The organism is Pantoea stewartii subsp. stewartii, from assembly GCF_008801695.1.
Classification (GTDB): Bacteria; Pseudomonadota; Gammaproteobacteria; order Enterobacterales; family Enterobacteriaceae; genus Pantoea; species Pantoea stewartii.
Genome location: NZ_VZPF01000002.1, coordinates 48115 through 68669, shown reverse-complemented (window position 1 = coordinate 68669; position 20555 = coordinate 48115). Strand labels below are relative to the sequence as shown.

Annotated in this window: 21 protein-coding genes; 11 read left to right on the top strand and 10 right to left on the bottom strand. The window is 53.2% G+C overall.

Going from position 1 to position 20555, the window contains the following annotated elements; translation table 11 throughout:
- Window positions 1-41: 41 nt before the first annotated feature.
- Window positions 42-368 carry a sulfurtransferase TusE gene (gene tusE, locus F7Q90_RS00825; protein ID WP_006118678.1) on the top strand — a complete coding sequence of 109 codons (327 nt, stop codon included), beginning with the start codon at window positions 42-44 and terminating at the stop codon, window positions 366-368.
- On the opposite strand, the gene yccX is transcribed toward tusE, so the two are convergent.
- Window positions 369-647 carry an acylphosphatase gene (gene yccX / locus F7Q90_RS00820; protein ID WP_006118677.1) on the bottom strand — a complete coding sequence of 93 codons (279 nt, stop codon included), beginning with the start codon at window positions 645-647 and terminating at the stop codon, window positions 369-371.
- An 81-nt stretch (window positions 648-728) separates the two neighbouring features.
- On the opposite strand from yccX, the gene rlmI reads away from it, so the two are divergent.
- Window positions 729-1919, top strand: a complete 1191-nt coding sequence (rlmI, locus tag F7Q90_RS00815; RefSeq protein WP_006118676.1) for a 23S rRNA (cytosine(1962)-C(5))-methyltransferase RlmI — start codon at window positions 729-731, stop codon at window positions 1917-1919.
- A 60-nt stretch (window positions 1920-1979) separates the two neighbouring features.
- A complete protein-coding gene (gene hspQ / locus F7Q90_RS00810) occupies window positions 1980-2297 on the top strand; it encodes a heat shock protein HspQ (RefSeq protein ID WP_006118675.1) in 318 nt (105 codons plus the stop codon).
- A 33-nt stretch (window positions 2298-2330) separates the two neighbouring features.
- On the opposite strand, the gene F7Q90_RS00805 is transcribed toward hspQ, so the two are convergent.
- A complete protein-coding gene (locus tag F7Q90_RS00805; RefSeq protein WP_006118674.1) occupies window positions 2331-2744 on the bottom strand; it encodes a CoA-binding protein in 414 nt (137 codons plus the stop codon).
- A gap of 167 nt (window positions 2745-2911) precedes the next feature.
- Between F7Q90_RS00805 and F7Q90_RS00800 the strand changes: the two genes are divergently transcribed.
- Together F7Q90_RS00800 and mgsA are read left to right on the top strand one after the other, a co-directional pair.
- Window positions 2912-3550, top strand: a complete 639-nt coding sequence (locus tag F7Q90_RS00800) for a YccT family protein (protein WP_006118673.1) — start codon at window positions 2912-2914, stop codon at window positions 3548-3550.
- Between the two features lie 68 nt (window positions 3551-3618).
- Window positions 3619-4077 (top strand): methylglyoxal synthase, encoded by a 459-nt coding sequence (gene mgsA / locus F7Q90_RS00795; protein ID WP_006118672.1) that lies wholly within the window; start codon window positions 3619-3621, stop codon window positions 4075-4077.
- A 1-nt stretch (window position 4078) separates the two neighbouring features.
- On the opposite strand, the gene helD is transcribed toward mgsA, so the two are convergent.
- Window positions 4079-6133, bottom strand: a complete 2055-nt coding sequence (gene helD / locus F7Q90_RS00790) for a DNA helicase IV (RefSeq protein WP_006118671.1) — start codon at window positions 6131-6133, stop codon at window positions 4079-4081.
- A gap of 123 nt (window positions 6134-6256) precedes the next feature.
- On the opposite strand from helD, the gene F7Q90_RS00785 reads away from it, so the two are divergent.
- Together F7Q90_RS00785 and yccS are read left to right on the top strand one after the other, a co-directional pair.
- Window positions 6257-6700 carry a YccF domain-containing protein gene (locus F7Q90_RS00785; RefSeq protein WP_006118670.1) on the top strand — a complete coding sequence of 148 codons (444 nt, stop codon included), beginning with the start codon at window positions 6257-6259 and terminating at the stop codon, window positions 6698-6700.
- The gene (yccS, locus tag F7Q90_RS00780) at window positions 6681-8828 is read left to right on the top strand and encodes a YccS family putative transporter (RefSeq protein ID WP_006118669.1); all 2148 of its coding nucleotides are present in this window, start codon (window positions 6681-6683) and stop codon (window positions 8826-8828) included. Before F7Q90_RS00785 ends, yccS begins: the two co-directional genes overlap by 20 nt.
- Here yccS and F7Q90_RS00775 read toward each other — a convergent pair.
- Window positions 8825-9451: a TfoX/Sxy family DNA transformation protein gene (locus F7Q90_RS00775; protein WP_006118668.1), complete on the bottom strand. Its 627-nt coding sequence runs from the start codon at window positions 9449-9451 to the stop codon at window positions 8825-8827. The genes yccS and F7Q90_RS00775 overlap by 4 nt on opposite strands.
- A 210-nt stretch (window positions 9452-9661) precedes the next feature.
- Here F7Q90_RS00775 and sulA point away from each other — a divergent pair, with 210 nt between their 5' ends.
- Together sulA and ompA are read left to right on the top strand one after the other, a co-directional pair.
- Window positions 9662-10153, top strand: a complete 492-nt coding sequence (gene sulA, locus F7Q90_RS00770) for an SOS-induced cell division inhibitor SulA (RefSeq protein WP_006118667.1) — start codon at window positions 9662-9664, stop codon at window positions 10151-10153.
- Between the two features lie 351 nt (window positions 10154-10504).
- Window positions 10505-11578, top strand: coding sequence for a porin OmpA (gene ompA / locus F7Q90_RS00765; protein ID WP_006118666.1), 1074 nt, complete (start codon window positions 10505-10507; stop codon window positions 11576-11578).
- A gap of 82 nt (window positions 11579-11660) precedes the next feature.
- Here the strand turns inward: ompA and matP are convergent, their stop codons facing one another.
- Window positions 11661-12128: a macrodomain Ter protein MatP gene (gene matP / locus F7Q90_RS00760; protein WP_006118665.1), complete on the bottom strand. Its 468-nt coding sequence runs from the start codon at window positions 12126-12128 to the stop codon at window positions 11661-11663.
- 96 nt (window positions 12129-12224) lie between these two features.
- Between matP and F7Q90_RS00755 the strand changes: the two genes are divergently transcribed.
- Both F7Q90_RS00755 and fabA read left to right on the top strand, forming a co-directional pair.
- A complete protein-coding gene (locus tag F7Q90_RS00755; RefSeq protein ID WP_044241759.1) occupies window positions 12225-14051 on the top strand; it encodes an AAA family ATPase in 1827 nt (608 codons plus the stop codon).
- Window positions 14052-14119: 68 nt separating this feature from the next.
- Window positions 14120-14638: a bifunctional 3-hydroxydecanoyl-ACP dehydratase/trans-2-decenoyl-ACP isomerase gene (gene fabA, locus F7Q90_RS00750; RefSeq protein ID WP_006118663.1), complete on the top strand. Its 519-nt coding sequence runs from the start codon at window positions 14120-14122 to the stop codon at window positions 14636-14638.
- A 69-nt stretch (window positions 14639-14707) separates the two neighbouring features.
- On the opposite strand, the gene rmf is transcribed toward fabA, so the two are convergent.
- The 5 genes from rmf to F7Q90_RS00725 all read right to left on the bottom strand — a co-directional run bounded on the left by rmf (window position 14708) and on the right by F7Q90_RS00725 (window position 20555).
- A complete protein-coding gene (gene rmf, locus F7Q90_RS00745) occupies window positions 14708-14875 on the bottom strand; it encodes a ribosome modulation factor (RefSeq protein WP_006118662.1) in 168 nt (55 codons plus the stop codon).
- Between the two features lie 258 nt (window positions 14876-15133).
- Entirely contained in the window at window positions 15134-15718 is a 585-nt protein-coding gene (gene pqiC, locus F7Q90_RS00740) for a membrane integrity-associated transporter subunit PqiC (RefSeq protein ID WP_006118661.1), read from the bottom strand.
- On the bottom strand, window positions 15715-17358 hold the full coding sequence (gene pqiB / locus F7Q90_RS00735; RefSeq protein WP_006118660.1) for an intermembrane transport protein PqiB: 1644 nt from the start codon (window positions 17356-17358) through the stop codon (window positions 15715-15717). The genes pqiC and pqiB overlap by 4 nt, the downstream gene beginning before the upstream one ends.
- Window positions 17345-18613, bottom strand: coding sequence for a membrane integrity-associated transporter subunit PqiA (gene pqiA, locus F7Q90_RS00730; RefSeq protein WP_006118659.1), 1269 nt, complete (start codon window positions 18611-18613; stop codon window positions 17345-17347). Before pqiA ends, pqiB begins: the two co-directional genes overlap by 14 nt.
- A gap of 16 nt (window positions 18614-18629) precedes the next feature.
- A complete protein-coding gene (locus F7Q90_RS00725; RefSeq protein ID WP_006118658.1) occupies window positions 18630-20555 on the bottom strand; it encodes an ABC transporter ATP-binding protein in 1926 nt (641 codons plus the stop codon).

Here is a 20555-nt window from a genome sequence, read left to right as displayed (position 1 = left end):
AGTTTGGTAAACTGCAGCCCGAACGAATCTGAGGATGCACTATGAATTACAACGGTGACGAAATTGCTGTCGATGCCGAAGGTTATCTGAAAAACCATCAGGACTGGAGCGAAGGCCTGGCGCTGCAGATTGCGGCAGAAGAAGCCATCACCATGACAGATGCCCATTGGGAAGTCGTGCGCTTCGTACGCGACTTTTATCTGGAATTTAATACTTCCCCCGCCGTAAGAATGCTGGTGAAGGCGATGGCAAAAAAGTATGGCGAAGAAAAAGGAAACAGCCGTTACCTGTTTCGCCTTTTCCCCGAGGGCCCTGCTAAGCAGGCAACTAAAATTGCCGGTCTGCCAAAACCGGCAAAATGCCTGTAATCAACCCGTGGTGAAGCCGTGCGGCATGTCAACGGCATGATGCGGCTCCACCAGGACCTTTTCTACACGGGCTGTGCGCGGCCCGCCCGCTTTTAACCAGTCAAGTAATGCATTGACCTGTTCGGCATCGCCGCAGGCCAGGACTTCCACACGACCATCTTCAAGGTTCCGTGCGTAACCCTGCACGTTAAGTGTGTTTGCTTTCGCCTGGGTGCTGTAACGGAAACCCACGCCCTGCACCGTGCCCTGTACCCAGGCTTTGTAACAGACCTTCGCCATGGCCTTCTCCTGCCTTTCGTTGCAATTTGCCGTTATCCACTGGACAATAGCGCCTCATTTTTTCAGGTAAGCATAGCAAATATGACCGTTCGATTGATTCTCGGGAAGGGACGTGAAAAGTCCCTGCTCCGTCGCCATCCCTGGGTTTTCTCTGGGGCCGTTGCTCGTCTGGAAGGCAAAGCGCAACAAGGTGAAACCATTGATGTCTGTGACAGTAATGGCAAATGGCTGGCTCGCGCCGCCTATTCACCGCAGTCACAGATTCGCGCCCGCGTCTGGAGCTGGCAGCAGGACGAATCCATCGATATCGCCTTTTTCGTGCGGCGTTTTCAGCACGCGCTGGTCTGGCGTGAATGGCTGGCTGAGCGCGATGGGCTGGACAGCTATCGCCTGATCGCTGGCGAGTCGGATGGTCTGCCTGGCGTGACTATTGACCGTTTCGGACGCTTTCTGGTGCTGCAGTTATTATCCGCCGGCGCAGAATACCAACGCCCGGCTATCATTTCAGCGCTGCAGCAGTGCTTTCCAGATTGTGCTATCTACGATCGATCTGATGTCGCTGTCCGTAAAAAAGAAGGGCTGGAACTGGCGCAGGGCACCGTTACCGGTGAGTATCCTCCCGCACTCTTGACGATCACCGAACACGATATGAAACTGCTGGTGGATATTCAGGGTGGGCATAAAACAGGCTATTACCTTGACCAGCGCGACAGTCGTTATGCCACACGGCGCTATGCCAAAGATGCTCGCGTGCTTAACTGTTTCTCCTACACCGGTGGCTTTGCCGTATCAGCGCTAATCGGCGGTTGTCAGGAAGTTATCAGCGTAGATACGTCTCAGGACGCGCTGGATGTTGCACGACAAAACGTTGAGCTGAATAAGCTGGATCTCGCGCGTGCTAAATTTCAGCGCGATGATGTCTTTAAACTGCTGCGCCGCTACCGTGATGAGGGTGAAAAATTTGATCTCATCATTATGGATCCGCCTAAGTTTGTGGAGAATAAAAGCCAGCTCATGGGAGCCTGCCGGGGCTATAAAGACATTAACATGCTGGCCATTCAGTTACTGAATCCCGGCGGAATATTGCTGACCTTCTCCTGTTCGGGCTTAATGGCTACCGACCTTTTCCAGAAAATCATCGCAGATGCCGCACTGGATGCCGGCCGTGACGTGCAGTTTGTTGAACAGTTCCGCCAGGCGGCCGATCATCCCGTGATTGCAACCTATCCTGAAGGACTTTACCTGAAAGGCTTCGCCTGCCGCGTCATGTGACTTGAAATGACTGTCCCTGCCCCCATATAACAGGCAGGACAGTTTTTTTCGGAGGTCATCATGATTGCCAGTAAATTTGGTATTGGTCAGCAGGTTCGTCATCGCCTCTCCGGCGTGCTGGGTGTCATTGTCGATGTCGATCCTGAATACGCGTTAGATGAGCCGCACCTGGATGAAATTGGTGCCGCCGATACCATGCGCAGTGCGCCCTGGTATCATGTGGTGATGGAAGATGAGCAAGGCAGTCAGGTTCATACCTATGTGGCTGAAATTCAGCTGGCCGGTGAAACCAGCCCGGAACATCCTGAGCAGCCCTCAATGGATGAACTGGCCGCCTCGGTACGTAAACAGCTTCAGGCTCCTCATCTGCGCCATTAACACCGGGCGGCAACGGTGTTGCCGCGCCTGATATTAGTGTCCCAGCCCCAGTCTCGGGATCTCGATTTTGGAGCAACGATCCATAATCACCGTCATTCCCGCATCCTGGGCCAGCAAGGCGGCCTGCTCATTGATTACCCCAATTTGTAACCAGAGCGAATCGGCTCCGGCAGCGATGGCTTCCTGAGCCACTTCCCATGCTGCCTCTGAATTGCGGAACACATCCACCATATCGATTTTTCCCGGCACCTCTGCCAGCGATCCATAGGCTGTCTGCCCTAACAGGGTTTTGCCTGCCAGCTTCGGACTCACCGGAATAACCTCATAGCCTTGATCAAGCAGATACTTCATTACGCCATAACTGGGGCGTTCCGGACGATCACTCGCCCCCACCAACGCGATGCGTTTTGTCCGGGTCAGTACGTCACGAATAGTCTGATCATTCATGTCCATCTCCTTTCACTTTAATCTTTAGTGTAGATGAGGCGTTACAGAGTTCGCACCTGGCGTAAAGACATATTGTGCCGCTTCGCTCGAATATATATGTATAATTGTAAACTTAATGCCATAATGTAAAAAATTGCTACATCCACCCACTTTTGACCGGAGTCGAAATGAAGCTGTCAATGGCTGTAACGGGGTTTATTGCCCTCCTCGTTTCGGCGTCCTGTTCTGCAATTACGTTAAAACTTGATCCGCAGATTACGCTAATGGTACTGGACGGGCGTAAGATATCAGGCTCTCTCTTGAAAGGGGCCGACAGCCTGGAGCTTGAACGGGGTCAACATCAATTTTTATTTCGGGTAGAACAACCGGCAGATCCGCGTAAGACGGCGCTACCGGGCTACCAGTCCGTGCCCATGATCGTGGCATTCACTGCGGCGGCAAAAACCATCACGATTCGCCTGCCACCGCTGACCAGTGCGCGCGAGCGACATAACTTCGACCGAACGCTGGCCTTCAGGCTGGTGGATGAGAAGGGCAAAGAAATATTCAGCGTGCGCGATCGGCTGCCCACCAGCCCGGGCGTGGACATCGAAAAAGCCATGGTTAAGTATAATCGCATGGGCCTGGCGGCCTCTGTGCCGCAATTCGCGAATCTTACCGCGCCCTCTCCTTCCGCCCAACTGACGGCGGACCTCGCCTGGTCCGTTCAGAGCACAACGCCTTCAATTCAGCGCTGGTTTGAACGTTTTGATGAAGCAACCCGCCAGCAATTTATCAATCTGGTCAAAATGCTGCGGGCAAGTTGATAGACAGAAAGCGTACAAGGTAAACTGCGGCAACGGGCTGTTGGGCTCACTGGCATCAGGATGCTGTTATGGACTACACCGTACGAACGCTTGGTCAACAAAAACATATCGCGCTGGTCGCCCATGACCATTGCAAAGCGTCTCTGCTGGACTGGGTTACACGTAACCAATCCGCACTTGAACCCCATATTCTTTACGCAACCGGGACGACCGGTAATCTCATCAACCGTCACACCGGTCTGAACGTGAACGCGATGCTCAGTGGCCCGATGGGCGGCGATCAACAGGTCGGTGCGCTCATTGCCGAAGGCAAAATAGATGCGCTGATGTTTTTCTGGGATCCGCTTAATGCCGTGCCCCACGATCCTGACGTTAAGGCCCTCCTTCGTCTGGCGACAGTGTGGAATATTCCGGTCGCCACCAATCGGGCAACGGCCGATTTTATTATTCAGTCACCGCTTTTTTCGCAGACAGTGGACGTGCGAATCCCGGATTACGCGCGCTACCTTGCCAAACGCCTGAACTGATTCAGGCTTTACGTAATACGGGTACATCCAGTGCCCGGAACGCATCGACAAAGACTGAGGGTTGCTGTTTATCGAACAGCAACCAGACCTGTTGCCGCGCGCGCGTCAGGGCAACATACGCCAGCCGGCGCTCCTCTGCATCGGGGAAGTCTTCGGGCTGCGGCAGCAGCCCCTGCTCCATAATGGACTCACGCTGCGGCGCGGGAAACCCTTCTTTGCCTTGCTGCAGACCCAGCACAATGACGTAATCGGCCTGCTGACCTTTACTGGCATGAATGGTCATAAAATCGATACGCATTTTTGGCCAGCGGGTTTTTGCCTTATCCAGCAGTTCAGGACGCAAATAGTGATAGCGAGCCAACAGCAGTACGCGCTCATCCGCTTTAACATAACCGCTTAGCTTGTTAAGAAGTGCCTCAAGCTGATCGTGCGGGAGCAAAGCAATCGACTTTTTATTCCCTTTCGTCAGACTGTTTAAGGGCTTACGCAGTTGATGCGGATTTTGCTGGATAAACCGATTCGCCACTTCACCAATACGATCATTGAAACGATAGGTCGTATCCAGCACACAACGATCGCCCTCACCAAAATAGTGATGGAATGCCGTTGTCAGACTCATCTCTGCGCCGCTGAACCGGTAAATTGCCTGCCAGTCATCGCCCACCGCAAACAATGTCGTGCGTGTGTTTTGCTGACGCAGCGCGCTGAGTAAAGCCGCGCGTTGTGGCGAGATATCCTGAAATTCGTCAACCAGAATATGCTTCCAGGGGCTGACAAAGCGGCCCTTTTCGAGGATCGCGATGGCCTGATGAATCAGCCCGGAGAAGTCGACTGCGCCCTCGTCCTTAAGCGCACTTTTCCAGGCTTTCAGAAGGGGTGCCATCAATTTAATCCGCTTACTGAATACGTCGCGCAGCGCGTCAGGTACATCCTCAATCATGGCGGCCTGTGCGCCGCCATGCATCCGCATCAGGCCAAGCCAGCGTTCAAGACGAGACGCCAGGCGCTGTGCTAAACGATCATCCTGCCAGAAAGGGCCTTCGCTGACCTCCCACTCCAGTTCATCACGCAACCATTGCCGCCAGCCATTCGCCTGAGCTTTTTTTTCATTACACTGCTGACGCCAGTGGTCGATCAGCCATGTCCGACGCGCGTCGGGATCGCTTTCGAGTTTACTGATGACCGGCTGTTTATGACTTCCTTCCCGAATGATATGCAGGGCCAGCGCATGAAACGTACGCGCCTGGATATCCCCGGCCCCTAAGCGGCTTTGAATACGGTCATTCATCTCTTCCGCCGCATGACGACCAAATGCCAGCAACAAAATCTGATCGGCAGCGGCCAGTCTGCGCTGTAACAGCCACCCCGCGCGGGCCACTAATACTGACGTTTTGCCGCTGCCAGCGCCCGCCAGCACCAGCACAGCGTCTTCGCCGTTAACCACCGCTTCTGCCTGTGATTCGTTCAGCGGGGTGGATTCCACCGTGGCGAAAAAATCCCGGTAGCGGGTCAACATGGCGGCCGTCCAGTCACGATTGCGCTGCGTCATCGCCGTCTCGCCCTGCTGCAGCCAGTATTGGCAAAATGCCCAGTTTTCACGGCAGGAATCAAACTGCTCAATGCGGGAAAGCGGCAAAGGTAACGCGTCAAATTGTTTGCGGATCTTATCTTTGATCGCCTGAAGTTCGCTGCGCTTCAGCCAACGCTCCTGTTCGCTGAATCCCTGAATGTCGTCGCGCAGCGCCTGTAAAACCGCCGCGCATACTTCACTCATTTCCTGACTCCAGCTTTGCCACGACTGCATGAGGTAGTGGAAAAAACGCTGCGTCTCCTGCCATTCAGTACCGTGCAAACGCACAACCTTGTTGTCCGCCAGTAAGAATTCCAGTTCACCCCACACCATTCCCCGTTTACAGGTGATGTCGGACAACTGATTGAAGGGGATCAAATATTCGTGTTTGTCGCCGCTGACCTCAACGCCCGCGGATAACAGGCGAACACGATGATAAGGATGCTGGGCAAGCCGTTTGCCCATGGATGTTGCTTTAAGTTCCACGCCGACACCAACGACCGAGATAGAGAGTAATCGGAGTTTACCTGTCAGACTCTTGACGCTCCAGCCTTAAAACACGCTAAACTTGGCGGCACAGATTGCGGAGTGCAAAAGGAAAAGCCTGTTATGCGTACTGTTTTAAATATTCTTAATTTTGTCCTGGGTGGATTTTACACCACGCTGAGTTGGTTATTCGCCACGCTCATCAGTATCGTCCTGATCTTTACCCTGCCCTTAACGCGCTCCTGCTGGGAGATCACTAAGCTGTCATTTCTGCCGTTTGGCAATGAAGCGGTCCATGTTGACGTTCTGCGCCCGGAGAATAAAAGCTCTATCATGAACACCGGCGGCACGTTTCTGAACATTTTCTGGTTTATCTTTTTCGGTTGGTGGTTATGCCTGTCGCACATTTCTGTCGGCATCGTGCAGTGCATCAGCATTATTGGTATTCCGGTGGGCCTCGCCAATTTCAAGATTGCCGCCATTGCACTCTGGCCGGTAGGACGTCGGGTCGTCTCTGTGGAAGAGGCGCGTGCCGCGGGTGATGCCAATGCCCGCCGCCGCTATTAGTATGCTGTCCGGGTGGCGAAAGTATCTTTTTAACAGCACCTGGCGTTATCTGCTGCGCATTCTGTTTGCCTTATCAGGATGTGCGGCTGTGCCCTGGATACTGCAGCAAATTGAGTGGACGATTCCGTTAACCCTCGGCGTGGTTGCCGCCGCGCTGGCCGATCTGGATGACAGGCTGGCCGGGCGGCTTAAAAACCTGCTGATTACCTTACTTTGTTTTTGCATCGCTTCGGTTTCAGTAGAGCTGCTGTTCCCGCATCCGTTGGTATTTATTATCGGCCTGGCAGGTTCAACATGGGGATTCATTCTGTTAGGCGCGCTGGGACAGCGCTATGCCACCATTGCATTTGGCGCCTTACTGATTGCCGTTTACACCATGCTGGGCATTGGGTTGTTCTCACAATGGTATATGCAGCCCATGCTGCTGTTGGTTGGGGCTCTGTGGTATAACCTGCTGACGCTGCTGGGCCATTTAATGTTTCCGGTTCGTCCAGTGCAGGAACAACTGGCAGCCAGTTTTTCACAGCTGGCCCACTATCTGGATGCCAAAGCCAATCTGTTTGATCCTGACGCGGGTGAACAGGATGATGCTGCATTTGTTAAAGCCGCGATGGTAAACAGCCAGCTTGTTGCACAGCTCAATCTGACCAAGACCACCTTGCAAAGCCGTTTACGAGGTGACAGAGGCTCACGCGGTACCCGACGCAGCCTGCACTATTACTTCGTGGCTCAGGATATCCATGAACGCGCCAGCTCTTCGCATCTGCAGTACCATCTTCTGCGTGGCGACTGGCGTTACAACGAGATCCTGTTTCGCTTTCAGCGTTTACTGAATATGCAGGCACAGGCCTGTCGCCAGCTTGCCCGGGCGATTCTGCTGCGCGAACGCTGGGAACATGATGGCCGCTTTGAGCGTGTTTTTGAACGTCTGGAAAATGCGATTCACCGGCTGGCACAGAGCGAGCCGGATGCCGCCCATACCGGTGCACTGCTTTGGCTGCTTCGCAACCTGCAGGCCATCGATGCACAACTAGCCTCAATCGAAACCGAGCAGGCGCAGGCAGTTGATCCGCAGCACAGCGACAACCTGCTGTCACGCGAAGAACTGAGTGGCTGGAGTGATATTAAACTGCGCCTCAGCCTTCACCTGAGTCCGGCCTCTGCCCTGTTTCGCCACGCCGTACGCATGTCGATTGTGATGTGTGTGGGATACGGATTTATTCAGATTACCGGGCTGGAGCGCGGCTACTGGATCCTGCTGACCAGTCTGTTTGTTTGCCAGCCTAACTATAGCGCAACCCAACGCCGACTGGCGCTACGCATTGGCGGCACGCTCGCGGGCATTGCGCTTGGACTGCCCCTGCTCTGGCTGGTCCCTTCCATTGAAGGCCAACTGGTCTTGATTGTGGTCACGGGCGTCATGTTCTTTGCGTTTCGTCAGGTGCAGTATGCTCATGCAACCTTGTTCATTACTCTGCTGGTGTTGTTCTGTTTTAATTTGTTAGGCGAAGGCTTTGAGGTGGCCCTGCCCCGGGTAGTGGACACGTTACTGGGCTGTGCGCTGGCCTGGCTGGCCGTCACCTTTATCTGGCCAGACTGGCGTTTTCGCCAGCTTCCGGCGGTGGCGACGCGCACACTCAATGCCAATTGCCGTTATCTGGATGCCATTATGGAACAATACCATCAGGGCAAAGATAATCGCCTCGCTTACCGTATTGCCCGCCGCGATGCACACAATGCTGACGCGGAACTGGCCTCCGTCGTGTCGAATATGAGCAGTGAAACCCGTACCAACCCTAAGCTGCGGGAATCGGCCTTTCAGCTACTTTGCCTGAACCACTCGTTGCTCAGCTATATCTCCGCGCTGGGGGCGCACCGCGATAAAGTCACTGATCCAGCGCTGCTGGCACTTCTCGACGACACGGTGTGCTATGTCGAAGATGTGCTGCAAACCGACATCGTCAGTGACAGCCGGGCTGAGGAAATGCGTCGGGAACTGGAACAACGCCTTACCCGGTTTACCGCCGGGTCTGATTCGCCTACGCCGCTGGTACTGCAGCAACTGGGGTTACTGGTTGCCTTGCTGCCGGAAATCGCTCGCCTGCGGCGTGCTTTAGGTTCTCACTAAGGCCCTTTCTTCGCCTCTTCCACTGTTTTGAGCGCAGCCTGGTACCATTCACCCAGCTCCACTTTAACCGTTGGCGGGAGAGCGGCTTCATGATGGCCCGAAATAGCACCCTGAAGCACCAGCAAGGTTTTGAAACCGAGGTGCTGGTTATAACGTTTTAGTTTTAACCAGCACGCCCTGGCTCCGACCTCGTGCAGGTGTTTAACGCTGCAAATGCCTATCTCATGCAACATCATTTCCAGCCGTAAGCTGACATTAGGCAGATCTTTTAAACGCACCCGGCCTTGTCGGTCATCCTGTTCCCGACGGGCGGTCTGTAGTGAGGCCGCTGAGAGCGCAACCAGATGCTCCGGGTCATACCATAAATTTTCATCGACCCTGAAATAATTCAGGCTGACCGGCATACCGCGTTTGCGAAAAATAAGCGGCTCCAAGGGCCGTTTAGCCACATATTCCCGCAGGGCTTCGCTGGCGCGCAGATAAAGCTGATCGTCTTTTATCAAGGCAAACACGACGCGCTCAACAGCTAAAGCGTAACCGCCAAACTGAGTACGGGATTCGACATTACCTAAAGGCGCCAGTTGTTGTTTTGATCGCAAAACGACCCGCTGTTCTTTCTTCATATCATCACCTCCTTGTAACAAAAACCTGTTAAAAACGTTACTATTCAGTCGGTTAGAAGATAAGAAAATTCAGTTGCAGGTTCAATGAATAAATCACTTTGGCGTCAACATTATGCGAATTTTGCGAGGCATTTTCAGAAATTCAGGTTGATCTTTATCCAGGATGTCATTACTGTATATCCATACAGTCAACTGCTGAGTGATTAATTTATGCGCACCCAACATCCCCGTAATGTATGCCCGACTCACCGTTACGCTTCGCCTTCTGACCCCGCTTCTCAGAGCGGCTGGATTACTGAATTGCGCTATAGCGAAAAACCGGGAATGATGCAGATGCTGCTGTTACCGTTGCTTCAGCAACTGAGCCAGCAATCCCGCTGGCAGCTTTGGTTAACACCTGCGCATAAGTTGAGTCGGGTCTGGATGCAGGAAGCAGGCTTGCCCCTGGAGAAAAGTATGCATATCGCCGACGCTGAACGTTACAACGCCGTCGAGGCCATGATTAAGGCCCTGCGTACGGGAAATTACAGTGTCGTTTTAGCCTGGATTCCCTACGATCTGGATGAAGATGGGCGTCGGGAACTGGAGCTCGCTGCGGCTGAAGGTGAAGCGTTAGGACTCATCCTGCGCTCGGGTGAGTCCTCTAAAACGCCAGTCAGACCAGAAAGTCGGCTAAAAATTCAGTCTGATTTGTTTCATTAAGTAAAAAATGAGATTTATCTCAAGAAATTTTTTCTCTCGCGTTGGGCTAAGACACTGATTCTGCTCCTGCCAGTAATGACAATGGCTTAGCCCCCATTTTGGGGGTTACCCCCATCACAGAAGTTCACCCTAAATTGTTAGAATTTATGTATAAGACACTGTTTTTTTACATAAGTGCCTCACATCACACTTGTAAGTTTCCAATCTCGTTGTAGACTTTATCTCGCTAGGGTGCTCAATAACCTCCGTTTTTTGCGGTAGAGTCATAAGCGAGCGTTTTGACCCGGCGAAGGATTAAACCAAGAGCAACCTTTATGCTCATTGCCTATTTGGATGATAACGAGGCGCAAAATGAAAAAGACAGCTATCGCAATTGCAGTGGCACTGGCTGGCTTCGCTACCGTAGCGCAGGCCGCCCCTAAAGATAACACCTGGTACACCGGTGCTAAACTGGGCTGGTCTCAGTATCACGACACTGGTTACTACGGTAACGGTTACCAAAATAACGACGGCCCAACTCACGAAAGCCAACTGGGTGCTGGCGCATTCGCCGGTTACCAGGCTAACCCATACCTGGGTTTCGAGCTGGGTTATGACTGGTTAGGCCGTATGCCTAACAAAGGCAACGTCACTAACGGCGCTTTCAAAGCACAGGGCATCCAACTGGCTGCTAAACTGAGCTACCCAATCGCTGACGATCTCGACGTTTATACCCGCCTGGGTGGTATGGTATGGCGCGCTGACTCAACTCAGCAGAACGTAGCCACTGGCAACCGCATCAGCGACCACGACACCGGTGTTTCTCCACTGGCAGCGGTTGGTGTTGAGTATGCTCTGACCAAAAACTGGGCAACCCGTCTGGATTACCAGTGGGTGAACAACATCGGTGACGCACAGACCGTTGGTGCTCGTCCAGACAACGGCATGCTGAGCCTGGGTGTTTCTTACCGTTTCGGTCAGGATGATGTTGCTGCGCCAGCTCCGGCTCCAGCACCAGCACCAGCGCCAGTTGTTCAGACTAAGCGCTTTACTCTGAAATCAGACGTTCTGTTCACCTTCAACAAGTCAACGCTGAAGCCAGAAGGTCAGCAGGCTCTGGATCAGCTGTACAGCCAGCTGAGCTCAATGGATCCTAAAGACGGTTCAGTCGTTGTTCTGGGCTTCACCGATCGCATCGGTTCAGAGCAGTACAACCAGAAACTGTCTGAGAAACGTGCTCAGTCTGTAGTAGATTACCTGGTATCTAAAGGTATCCCTGCTAACAAGATCTCTGCTCGCGGCATGGGTGAATCTAACCCAGTAACTGGCAACAATTGTGACAGCGTGAAAGGCCGTAAAGCCCTGATCGACTGCCTGGCGCCAGACCGTCGTGTAGAAATCGACGTTAAAGGTATCAAAGACGTGGTAACTCAGCCTCAGGCTTAAGTTATACGTGATAAAAAACCCCGCGCATGCGGGGTTTTTTTTGTCCTTTAATCCGGAGCAGGCCTGAATATTGCTCCGTAAACTAACCGTTGTCAGTATCCGACTTGCCCAGTATAGCCTGCAAATCCTGCTTCAGCGTCGACATCTGGCTGGCGTACTTTTCTTTGCGTTCGGCATCTTCAATTAGCTGCACAATCGTTTCAGACAGGGTGCAGTTGCGCCGTTGCGCCAGGCCGGCCAGCCGCTGCCAGACCAGATATTCCAGATCGATGGATTTTTTTCGTGTGTGCTGATGCTCGGCATTGAAATGCCGTTTTCGCCGCGCACGGATCGTTTGTTTAAGCCGGTTGTCCAGTTCGGGATGAATGTGTTGGTTAATCCAGTCGTTAACGTCGACGGGATTATTCTCCATCATTAACAGCTTATCGACTGCCGCCTGTGCCGCGCTGAGTTCAAGGTGACGCGTGATCAGTTCACCTTCCCGATGTTTTTTCACCAGGTATTTCCACTTCCATCCACATTCAAGATTTTCGAGCTGCTGGTATTTCATCGGAATCTCATCGTGATCACGTAACGAACTAAGAATAACAGCTTTTTTACTGGATGCAGCAACGAAAAACATGTCGTCATGTGTCACAACTTCTGATTGAACTCCGCAGTGCTTAAGCACAGTGAATCCTGTATAATCTCGCTTTTCTCAAAACAGACAAATGCGATTATTTTGACCAGCACTCAACTCACGTGGCAAACCTTACAGCCGGATAGCGCGCAATATCAATCCGTTTTCTCCCGAATTGCTGATGAAGAAACCGATGCTTTAGCAACGGTGCAGCCCCGATTGCTGAATGCGCTGGCCCACTTGCACCATCAGAGTCAGGGTTTTCCTTTGCTGCTGGTTCGCAGCCAGGAAAACCGCGATTATCTCTCGCTGATCGCCAGTGCGGCACAGCGCGTAATGGGCACCGCTTCGTCCCTGGCGGGCGGGGATTATCATATCCTGGCCGACAACGTCACGTTGCAGGCGCCCACTGACAGTCAGCGTCCTTTTACCAGCCAGGGTGGTGTGCATTTTGCCGACTGGATTGAGCAGGAGCAGCTGTTTGGCTGTGTCCGGGTACATAAAGATCGTATTCAGCTGGAACCTGGTCTGATCCATCGTGCCAATGGCGGAACGCTGGTGCTTTCACTCCGTGCGCTCCTCGCTCAGCCCCTGCTCTGGCTGCGGCTGAAAAGAAGCATTGAGCAAGGCTACCTCGAATGGCTGTCGCAGGATGAGCGCCGCCCTTTGCCTGTCTCTGTCCCGCCGCTTCCGCTGAAGTTAAATCTGGTGCTCTGTGGCGAACGCGATACGCTCGCTGATTTTCAGGAGCTGGATGCCGAAGCGCATGAGATGGCGATTTACACTGAATTTGAAGAAAACCTTCAAATTGTGGATGAAGATGATGTGCTGGCATGGTGCTGCTGGACAGTAGATTTGGCCGCACAGGCTGATATCGCTGCGCCAGATGAGGACTTTTGGCCTGAGCTCATCAAAGAAGGCGTTCGCTATAGTGGCGATCAGGAAACCTATCCCCTTTGTCCACGTTGGCTGCTGCGTCAACTACGTGAGACCGCGTTGATGGGTGAAACACTAAACGCTGAAGCCTTGCGTGACGCGCTGGAAGCACGTCTGTGGCGCGAAAATTATCTGAATGAACGCATGCGTGATGAGATTTTGCTGCGCCAGATTTTGGTCGAAACGGAAGGCGAAGTGGTGGGCCAGATCAACGGTCTTTCCGTCGTGGAATATCCCGGTCACCCGCGGGCCTGGGGCGATCCCTGCCGTATCACCTGTGTGGTTCATCCTGGCGACGGTGAATTTACCGACGTCGAACGCAAAGCGGAGCTGGGCGGCAATATTCATGCTAAAGGCATGATGATTATGCAGGCCTATCTTATTGCGGAGCTGGAGTTAGATCAGCAACTGCCTTTTTCTGCTTCGCTGGTGTTTGAACAATCCTATTCGGAAGTTGACGGCGACAGCGCGTCGCTGGCAGAACTGTGTGCTCTGATCAGTGCCCTTGCCGATACGCCGCTAAATCAGCAAATCGCGGTCACGGGCTCGGTCGATCAGTTTGGTAACGTCCAGCCGGTCGGTGGCCTGAATGAGAAAATTGAAGGCTTCTTCGACATCTGCCATCAGCGTGAGCTCACGGGTCAGCAAGGTGTGATTATTCCTGCCTGCAATGTGCGCCACCTGAGTCTGAATCAGCAGGTTGTGAGTGCGGTCGAAGCCGGCCGTTTCCATATCTGGGCAATCGATACGGCTGATGAAGCGTTGCCCTTATTGACCGGAAAAGTCTGGAACACGGAAGACGGCGAAGGCGAATGCCTGCTGCGTACGATTCAGGAGCGCATCAGTCAGATGAATCAGCCTGAGCCCACCCCTCGGGCATGGCCGTTGAGATGGCTTAACTGGTTCAACCACCGTTAATCTCATTTGCTCAGTGTACAACTGTTCGCTAATATTCGTGATTCACTAAAAGAAGGCTTAATAAGAACATGGTAGATAAACGCGAATCCTATACCAAAGAAGACCTGATCCTGTCTGGTCGCGGTGAACTGTTCGGCGAAAATGGTCCGCCACTCCCTTCCGGCAATATGCTGATGATGGACCGCGTGGTCAAAATGACCGAGGACGGCGGGAAATATGATAAAGGCTTCGTGGAAGCTGAACTGGATATCAATCCAGATCTGTGGTTCTTTGGCTGCCATTTCATTGGTGATCCGGTGATGCCTGGCTGTCTGGGCCTGGATGCGATGTGGCAACTGGTTGGCTTCTATCTCGGCTGGCTGGGTGGCGAAGGAAAAGGCCGCGCGCTGGGCGTGGGTGAAGTTAAATTCACCGGTCAGGTTCTGCCAGACGCGAAAAAAGTCACCTACCGCATTCATTTTAAACGCGTGATTAACCGTAAACTGGTTATGGGCGTGGCAGATGGTGAAGTGTTTGTTGACGGGAATTTGATCTATACAGCCAGCGATCTGAAAGTTGGCCTGTTCAAAGATACTGCTGCATTCTGACGTTTCATTCCACAGAAACGAAAACCTCCGCACAGTGCGGAGGTTATATCCCTTTTCAGTGACATCCGGCTAAGCCGCAGCCGACCTGTCCTCCATGGCTTGCCGCCAACCTCCCAACCAGTGAGACTTAGCGTCTATCATTTGATACGGACACATCTCTTTAGAGCGTCCTGTAATGCCAGCTTGATAACCACGTGAATGGGCGCGCTCAAGGCGGTCTCGTTTCTGTCTCTTCATACTCCGTGTCCCTCATGTAAGGTCTGTGGAATCTGGTGGAAAGAAAAAGGTGGCGAATTAATGTTCAGCCACCCTTTTGTTTTACTCGCTCTGTATGAAAAGATCAATGCGCAATATTCACGCCAGTGTCACAAATATGACCTGCTCCAGACATATACTTTCTGTTTAACCCTATGAAACTGTGACGATATCCGTATGATTTATAAAGAAAGCCTGGAAAACGTCAGAAAAATTGTATGTGCTGAAACAACACATTAACTAAAGCCCTGTTGCGGTTGACTCTGCCGTGGTTGCACCGCGTGCAATCTGCTGTGCGATTTGCTGCCAGCCCTGTGCCAGCGTTTTAACCAGCGAATCATAGCCATCTTCCCGCTGCGGTAGCACCAGATTAAAAGCCTGCTTTGTGAAGCGCCCCTGATGTTCCAGTGTCCACTGACCGCTGATTACCGCCTTGCCATCATAACGGCCCTGGAAATCATTCACCGTTACGCTCAGCGTATCGTGCTCCTGACCGATAAGCGTCTGGATAACCAGACGGCCGGGTAACGCTTTCGTCAGATTAGTGATCAACGTTTGTTGCAATTGCTGATCGAGCGGGCTGGCCCACAGATTATTAGCGGCAATGACATATTTTACGTCGCTGGTCTGATAGACCAGCCCATTGCCCGCCAGATAGTCGGGGACCGTAATTTGCTGCACCCATAATGTCGGCTGCGCATTCGCCTCGCTGCTTATCACCTGCATTGAGGCTGCCCCCGAGGGCAGCTGATAATAGGTAGTATTGACCGTACTGCTACAGGCACTCAGTGCGAGAGCGGCAAAAAGCATTAATCCTTTTTTCATTGTTTCGCCCTCTTTGGCTGGGGATCCTGTCCCGGTTTGGCCTCAAACACTAACGCATTACTTTTCGCATTTAACGTTTTTAACACGGGCTGAAGTTCACGCAGCACCTGATCAAGCCGTTGCATATCGCCCACCAGCTTGCTGTAAGCCGGGGAGCCTGGCTGTAACCCTTTCATGCTACGGTTCAGCTCACGAAGCGTCTGCTGCGTTTCTTCTGGCAAGGTCTTCATCGCCGGACTGCTGGTCACCACATTGATGTTATCAATAGTACGCTGCAGATCCCTGAGCGTCTTCTGACTCTCTTTCAGTGTGCCCGTGGCTTCCGTCACCATGTTGTTCAGCGGTAAACTGTTAATCTTATCCAGCGCCGCCATCAGTTTTTGCTGGATCTGACTGAGGCCGCCGCTTACTGTTGGAATCACTTCGTATCCCGCGACTTTATCCGGACCGGTATACGGCGGTGCGTTATTATAGAAGTCGATATCCACATACAGCGCACCGGACAGCAAATTGCCCGTTTTCAACGTTGCGCGCAGGCCACGTTTCTTACCATCCTGCAGATGCTGCTCAAGATCGAAGTTTTGCCCTAAACGGTTAATAAAGCGATCGGGTTCAATACGAATCAATACCGGCACGCGATAATCATTATTTAACGCCTGAGCGGTGCCCGCATTCATGAACGGCACTTCCGCAACGGTACCCAGACGAATGCCGCGGAATTCAACCGGCGCGCCCACCTGCAAGCCACGAATCGAATCCGAGAAGAACATCAGATAGTCGATATGATTGGTGTACAGCGAATCCTGAATACTGCGTTGATCGTCGAACAAATGATATTCAGCCTGATTCTGCGCCGCTTTGCCTAAATCCCACCCGTCCGGGACGTCAAAACTCACCCCGCCGCTAAACAGCGTGGTCAGGGATCCCATTTCGACGCGCATCCCTGAGGCCGACATATCGACCGCGATGCCGCTGTCTTTCCAGAAGCGCACATTGGTCGTCACCAGGCGATCGTAAGGCGCGGCGATAAACAGCTGATAGGTCATCAGGCGTTGATCCGTGTCGAACGTGCTGGTTTCAACGGTGCCGACACGGAAACCGCGGAACAGAACCGGATCGCCCGGATTCAGTTGGCCTGCTTTATTACTGTCGAGCGTAATCCGGATACCTTTGGCATCCGGCGGCGCAAGCGGCGGTGAAGCCATCAGGGTGTACTGCTCCAGAGGCGCTTTTTTGGTGCCGGGCTGCAGCTCAATATAGGCCCCGGAAAGTAACGTTCCCAGACCGGTGATCCCTTCACGGCCCACCTGCGGTTTAACTACCCAGAAGACGCTGTCGCTGTGCAACAGTTTTTCCATACCGGCATTCAGTCGGGCTTTAATTTCCACATGATGAAGATCGTCTGTCAGCACCGCACTTTCCACCACGCCAACGTTCACGCTGCGACTTTTAATCGTGGTTTTGCCCGCTTCGATCCCTTCTGCACTCTCGGTGATCAGGGTCACTTCGGGCCCCTGATGGCTGAAGTGATAAAACAGAATCCAGCCGCCTATTAATAACGTGACAATAGGGACGATCCATACCGGTGACCAGCGCTTGATCTGGTCCACTTTGGCATAACCGTGATTATTTTCCGTCAAGATGCGGCTCCTTCATGTTTTTCTCACCAGCACGATCCCAGGTTAAGCGCGGGTCAAACGTCATTGCCGCAATCATGGTCAGAATCACCACCAACGCAAACAACACCGCTCCCCATGCCGGATAAATTTTCATTAATTGCCCCATGCGCACCAGCGCAGAGAGCACGGCAATCACAAAGACGTCAATCATTGACCAGCGCCCCACAAACTCAACGACTTCATAAATCCGGTGCATTTTGTGGCTGTCGCGCTGCCCTCGCCCACTGGCATCCCAGCACAGCCAGCCAATCGCCAGCATTTTCAGAGACGGCACCATAATACTGGCGATGAAAATCACCAGCGCGACCGGATAAGAGCCATCGCCCCACAGCAAAATGACGCCAGCCATGATGTTGGACGGCATCGCGGAGCCCAGGGTTTCCGTAATCATGATGGGCAGCAGATTGGCCGGCACGTAGAGCATAACGGAGGTGATCAGCAGTGCCATGGTCCACTGCAGGCTGTGCTTACGTCGGGCATGGGCAACTACGCCACAACGGGGGCATTCCTGCTGCGCCACGGGCAAGATCGCCGTACAGCAAGGACAGGAGCGCAGCCCCTGCCTGAGCCCGCTAATGCCGGGCTGTGGTGCATGCGGCAAAGGCGGCGGTGCCTCAATTTGCAGCCAGAGCCAGCGACGGTCCAGGCACTGAAACGCCCGCAGTTGTAAAAGACAAAACAGACACCAGGGCCAGAAACTGGTTTCAAGGCTGATTTCGCCATAGGCCATGAGCTTCACAAAACTTACCAGCACACCGGCCATAAAAATTTCGGCCATGCCCCAGCTCCGCATATGAAACAGAATACGCGCCAGCCCCAGTTTCAGGCTAAGGGGCATCTTGACCTGGTTGACCAGCAGGACCAGCGTGACCATGCAAAACGCCGGAATCGCCTGAACAAACAGCAGAAACAGGGTGGCCAGGCTGGCATAGTCATCGGCCACCATGACACCAGGAATTTGCATCAGGCTAATCTGGCTGGAGAGCCCAGCCACTTTCATGGTGATAAACGGGAACAGATTGGCCAGGACTAACATAAACAGTGCCGCCAGCGCATAGCCGGTGGGACGTTTGCGTGGCTCTGACCAGTTGACTGTCAGGGACGTGTGGCAGCGCGGGCATGACGCGCGGCTGCCAACAGGGATATCCGGCAGTTTGACCATCAGGTCGCATTGTGGACAAAGCATCCACGCACTGGTTTTGTCTGCAGAACACATTCCCTGACCCTTATCGCTAGCCGCCGTTTTTCATTGATTCCAGTTCTTCCCAACGCGCAAACGCGGTTTCCAGCTGCGCTTCCACCTGAGCCAGTTCATCCAACACCGGCTGCGTTTTATCGTGCGGCTGGCTGAAGAAATCCGGGTGGCTCATGCTTGCCTGCAGTTCGCCGATACGCGCCTCTAACTGTTCCAGTTTTTGCGGTAACTGCTCCAGCTCACGCGTCAGGTTATAGCTTAGTTTGTTCGCGCTGCGTTTGGCAGATTCATTTTTCGGTTCAGCAGACTGAGCGGCACGATTTGCCTCTTTCGCTTTCGCGGTCACCTGCGTTTTTTGCTGCTTATAGGCCGCACGCTGCTGTTGGGCATCGTGATAACCCCCGACGAAGGTGCCAATCTCACCATTGCCTTCAAAGATCCAGCACTCCGTCACGGTGTTATCAACAAACTGACGATCGTGGCTGACCAGCAGCACGGTGCCCTGATAGCCGTCGATAAGCTCTTCCAACAGTTCCAGTGTTTCCACATCAAGGTCGTTGGTCGGTTCATCGAGGATCATCAGGTTACTTGGGCGCAGAAACAAACGCGCCAGCAGCAGGCGGTTACGTTCTCCACCGGACAGCGCTCTGACAGGTGTCATCGCCCGCTTGGGATGGAACAGGAAGTCCTGCAGATAACCCAGCACATGGCGGGGCTTACCGTTCACCAGTACTTCCTGCTTCCCTTCGGCGAGGTTATCCATCACCGTTTTGTCGGGATCGAGTTCTGCACGATGCTGATCGAAATAGGCCACTTCAAGCTTGGTGCCTGAATGCACGCGGCCATGGTCGGCCTTAAGCTGTTGCAGCATCAGGCGCAGTAAGGTGGTTTTGCCACAGCCATTTGGGCCAATCAGGGCAATCTTGTCGCCGCGCTGAACCTGCGCCGAGAAATCGTTGGCCAGTTGCTTACCGTCTACCGCGTAATCGACATTCTCCAGCTCAAAGACAATTTTGCCGGAACGGGACGCTTCGCCGACCTGCATATTGGCTTTACCCATCACCTCACGGCGCTCTGAGCGCTCGCGACGCAGGGCTTTTAACGCGCGGACGCGGCCTTCATTGCGGGTACGTCGCGCCTTAATCCCTTGACGGATCCACACTTCTTCCTGTGCCAGCTTGCGATCAAACTCGGCGTTTTGCATTTCTTCAACGCGCAAGGCTTCTTCTTTGCCTTCCAGATAGGCGTCGTAGTTACCCGGCCACGAAATCAGTTTGCCACGATCCAGATCCACGATACGGGTGGCCATATTGCGAATAAACGAACGGTCATGAGAGATAAACACGATGCTGCCGCTGAAACTTTTCAGGAAGGTTTCCAGCCAGTCAATCGTTTCAATATCCAGGTGGTTCGTTGGCTCATCCAGCATCAGTACGCGTGGATTACTGACCAGCGCGCGTCCGAGCGCGGCTTTACGTAACCAGCCGCCCGATAACGACGACAGCTCCGTATCCGGCGACAGGCCAATCTGCTGCAACACGTCATTGATGCGACTTTCCAGTTGCCACAGATTGTGGTGATCCAGAATGCCCTGCAAGCGTGCCATCTCATTGAGGTTCTTGTCGCTCGGATCCTCCATGACCTGATGGGAAATCGCGTGGTAGGCTTTCAGATGCTCCGCCTGTTCCTGCACGCCTTCTGCCACAAAGTCGTAAACCGAGCCGGTAATATTTCGCGGCGGATCCTGTTGCAGACGTGCGACGACCAGATCGGTCTCATAAATGATGCGACCATCATCCAGCGGTTGCTCGCCGTTGATGATTTTCATCAATGTGGATTTACCCGCACCGTTACGACCAACCAGACACACGCGCTCATTCTCTTCGATGTGCAGCTCGGTGTTATCTAACAGCGGCGCATCGCTGAAGGAGAGATAAGCGCCGTGGATACTAATTAATGACAT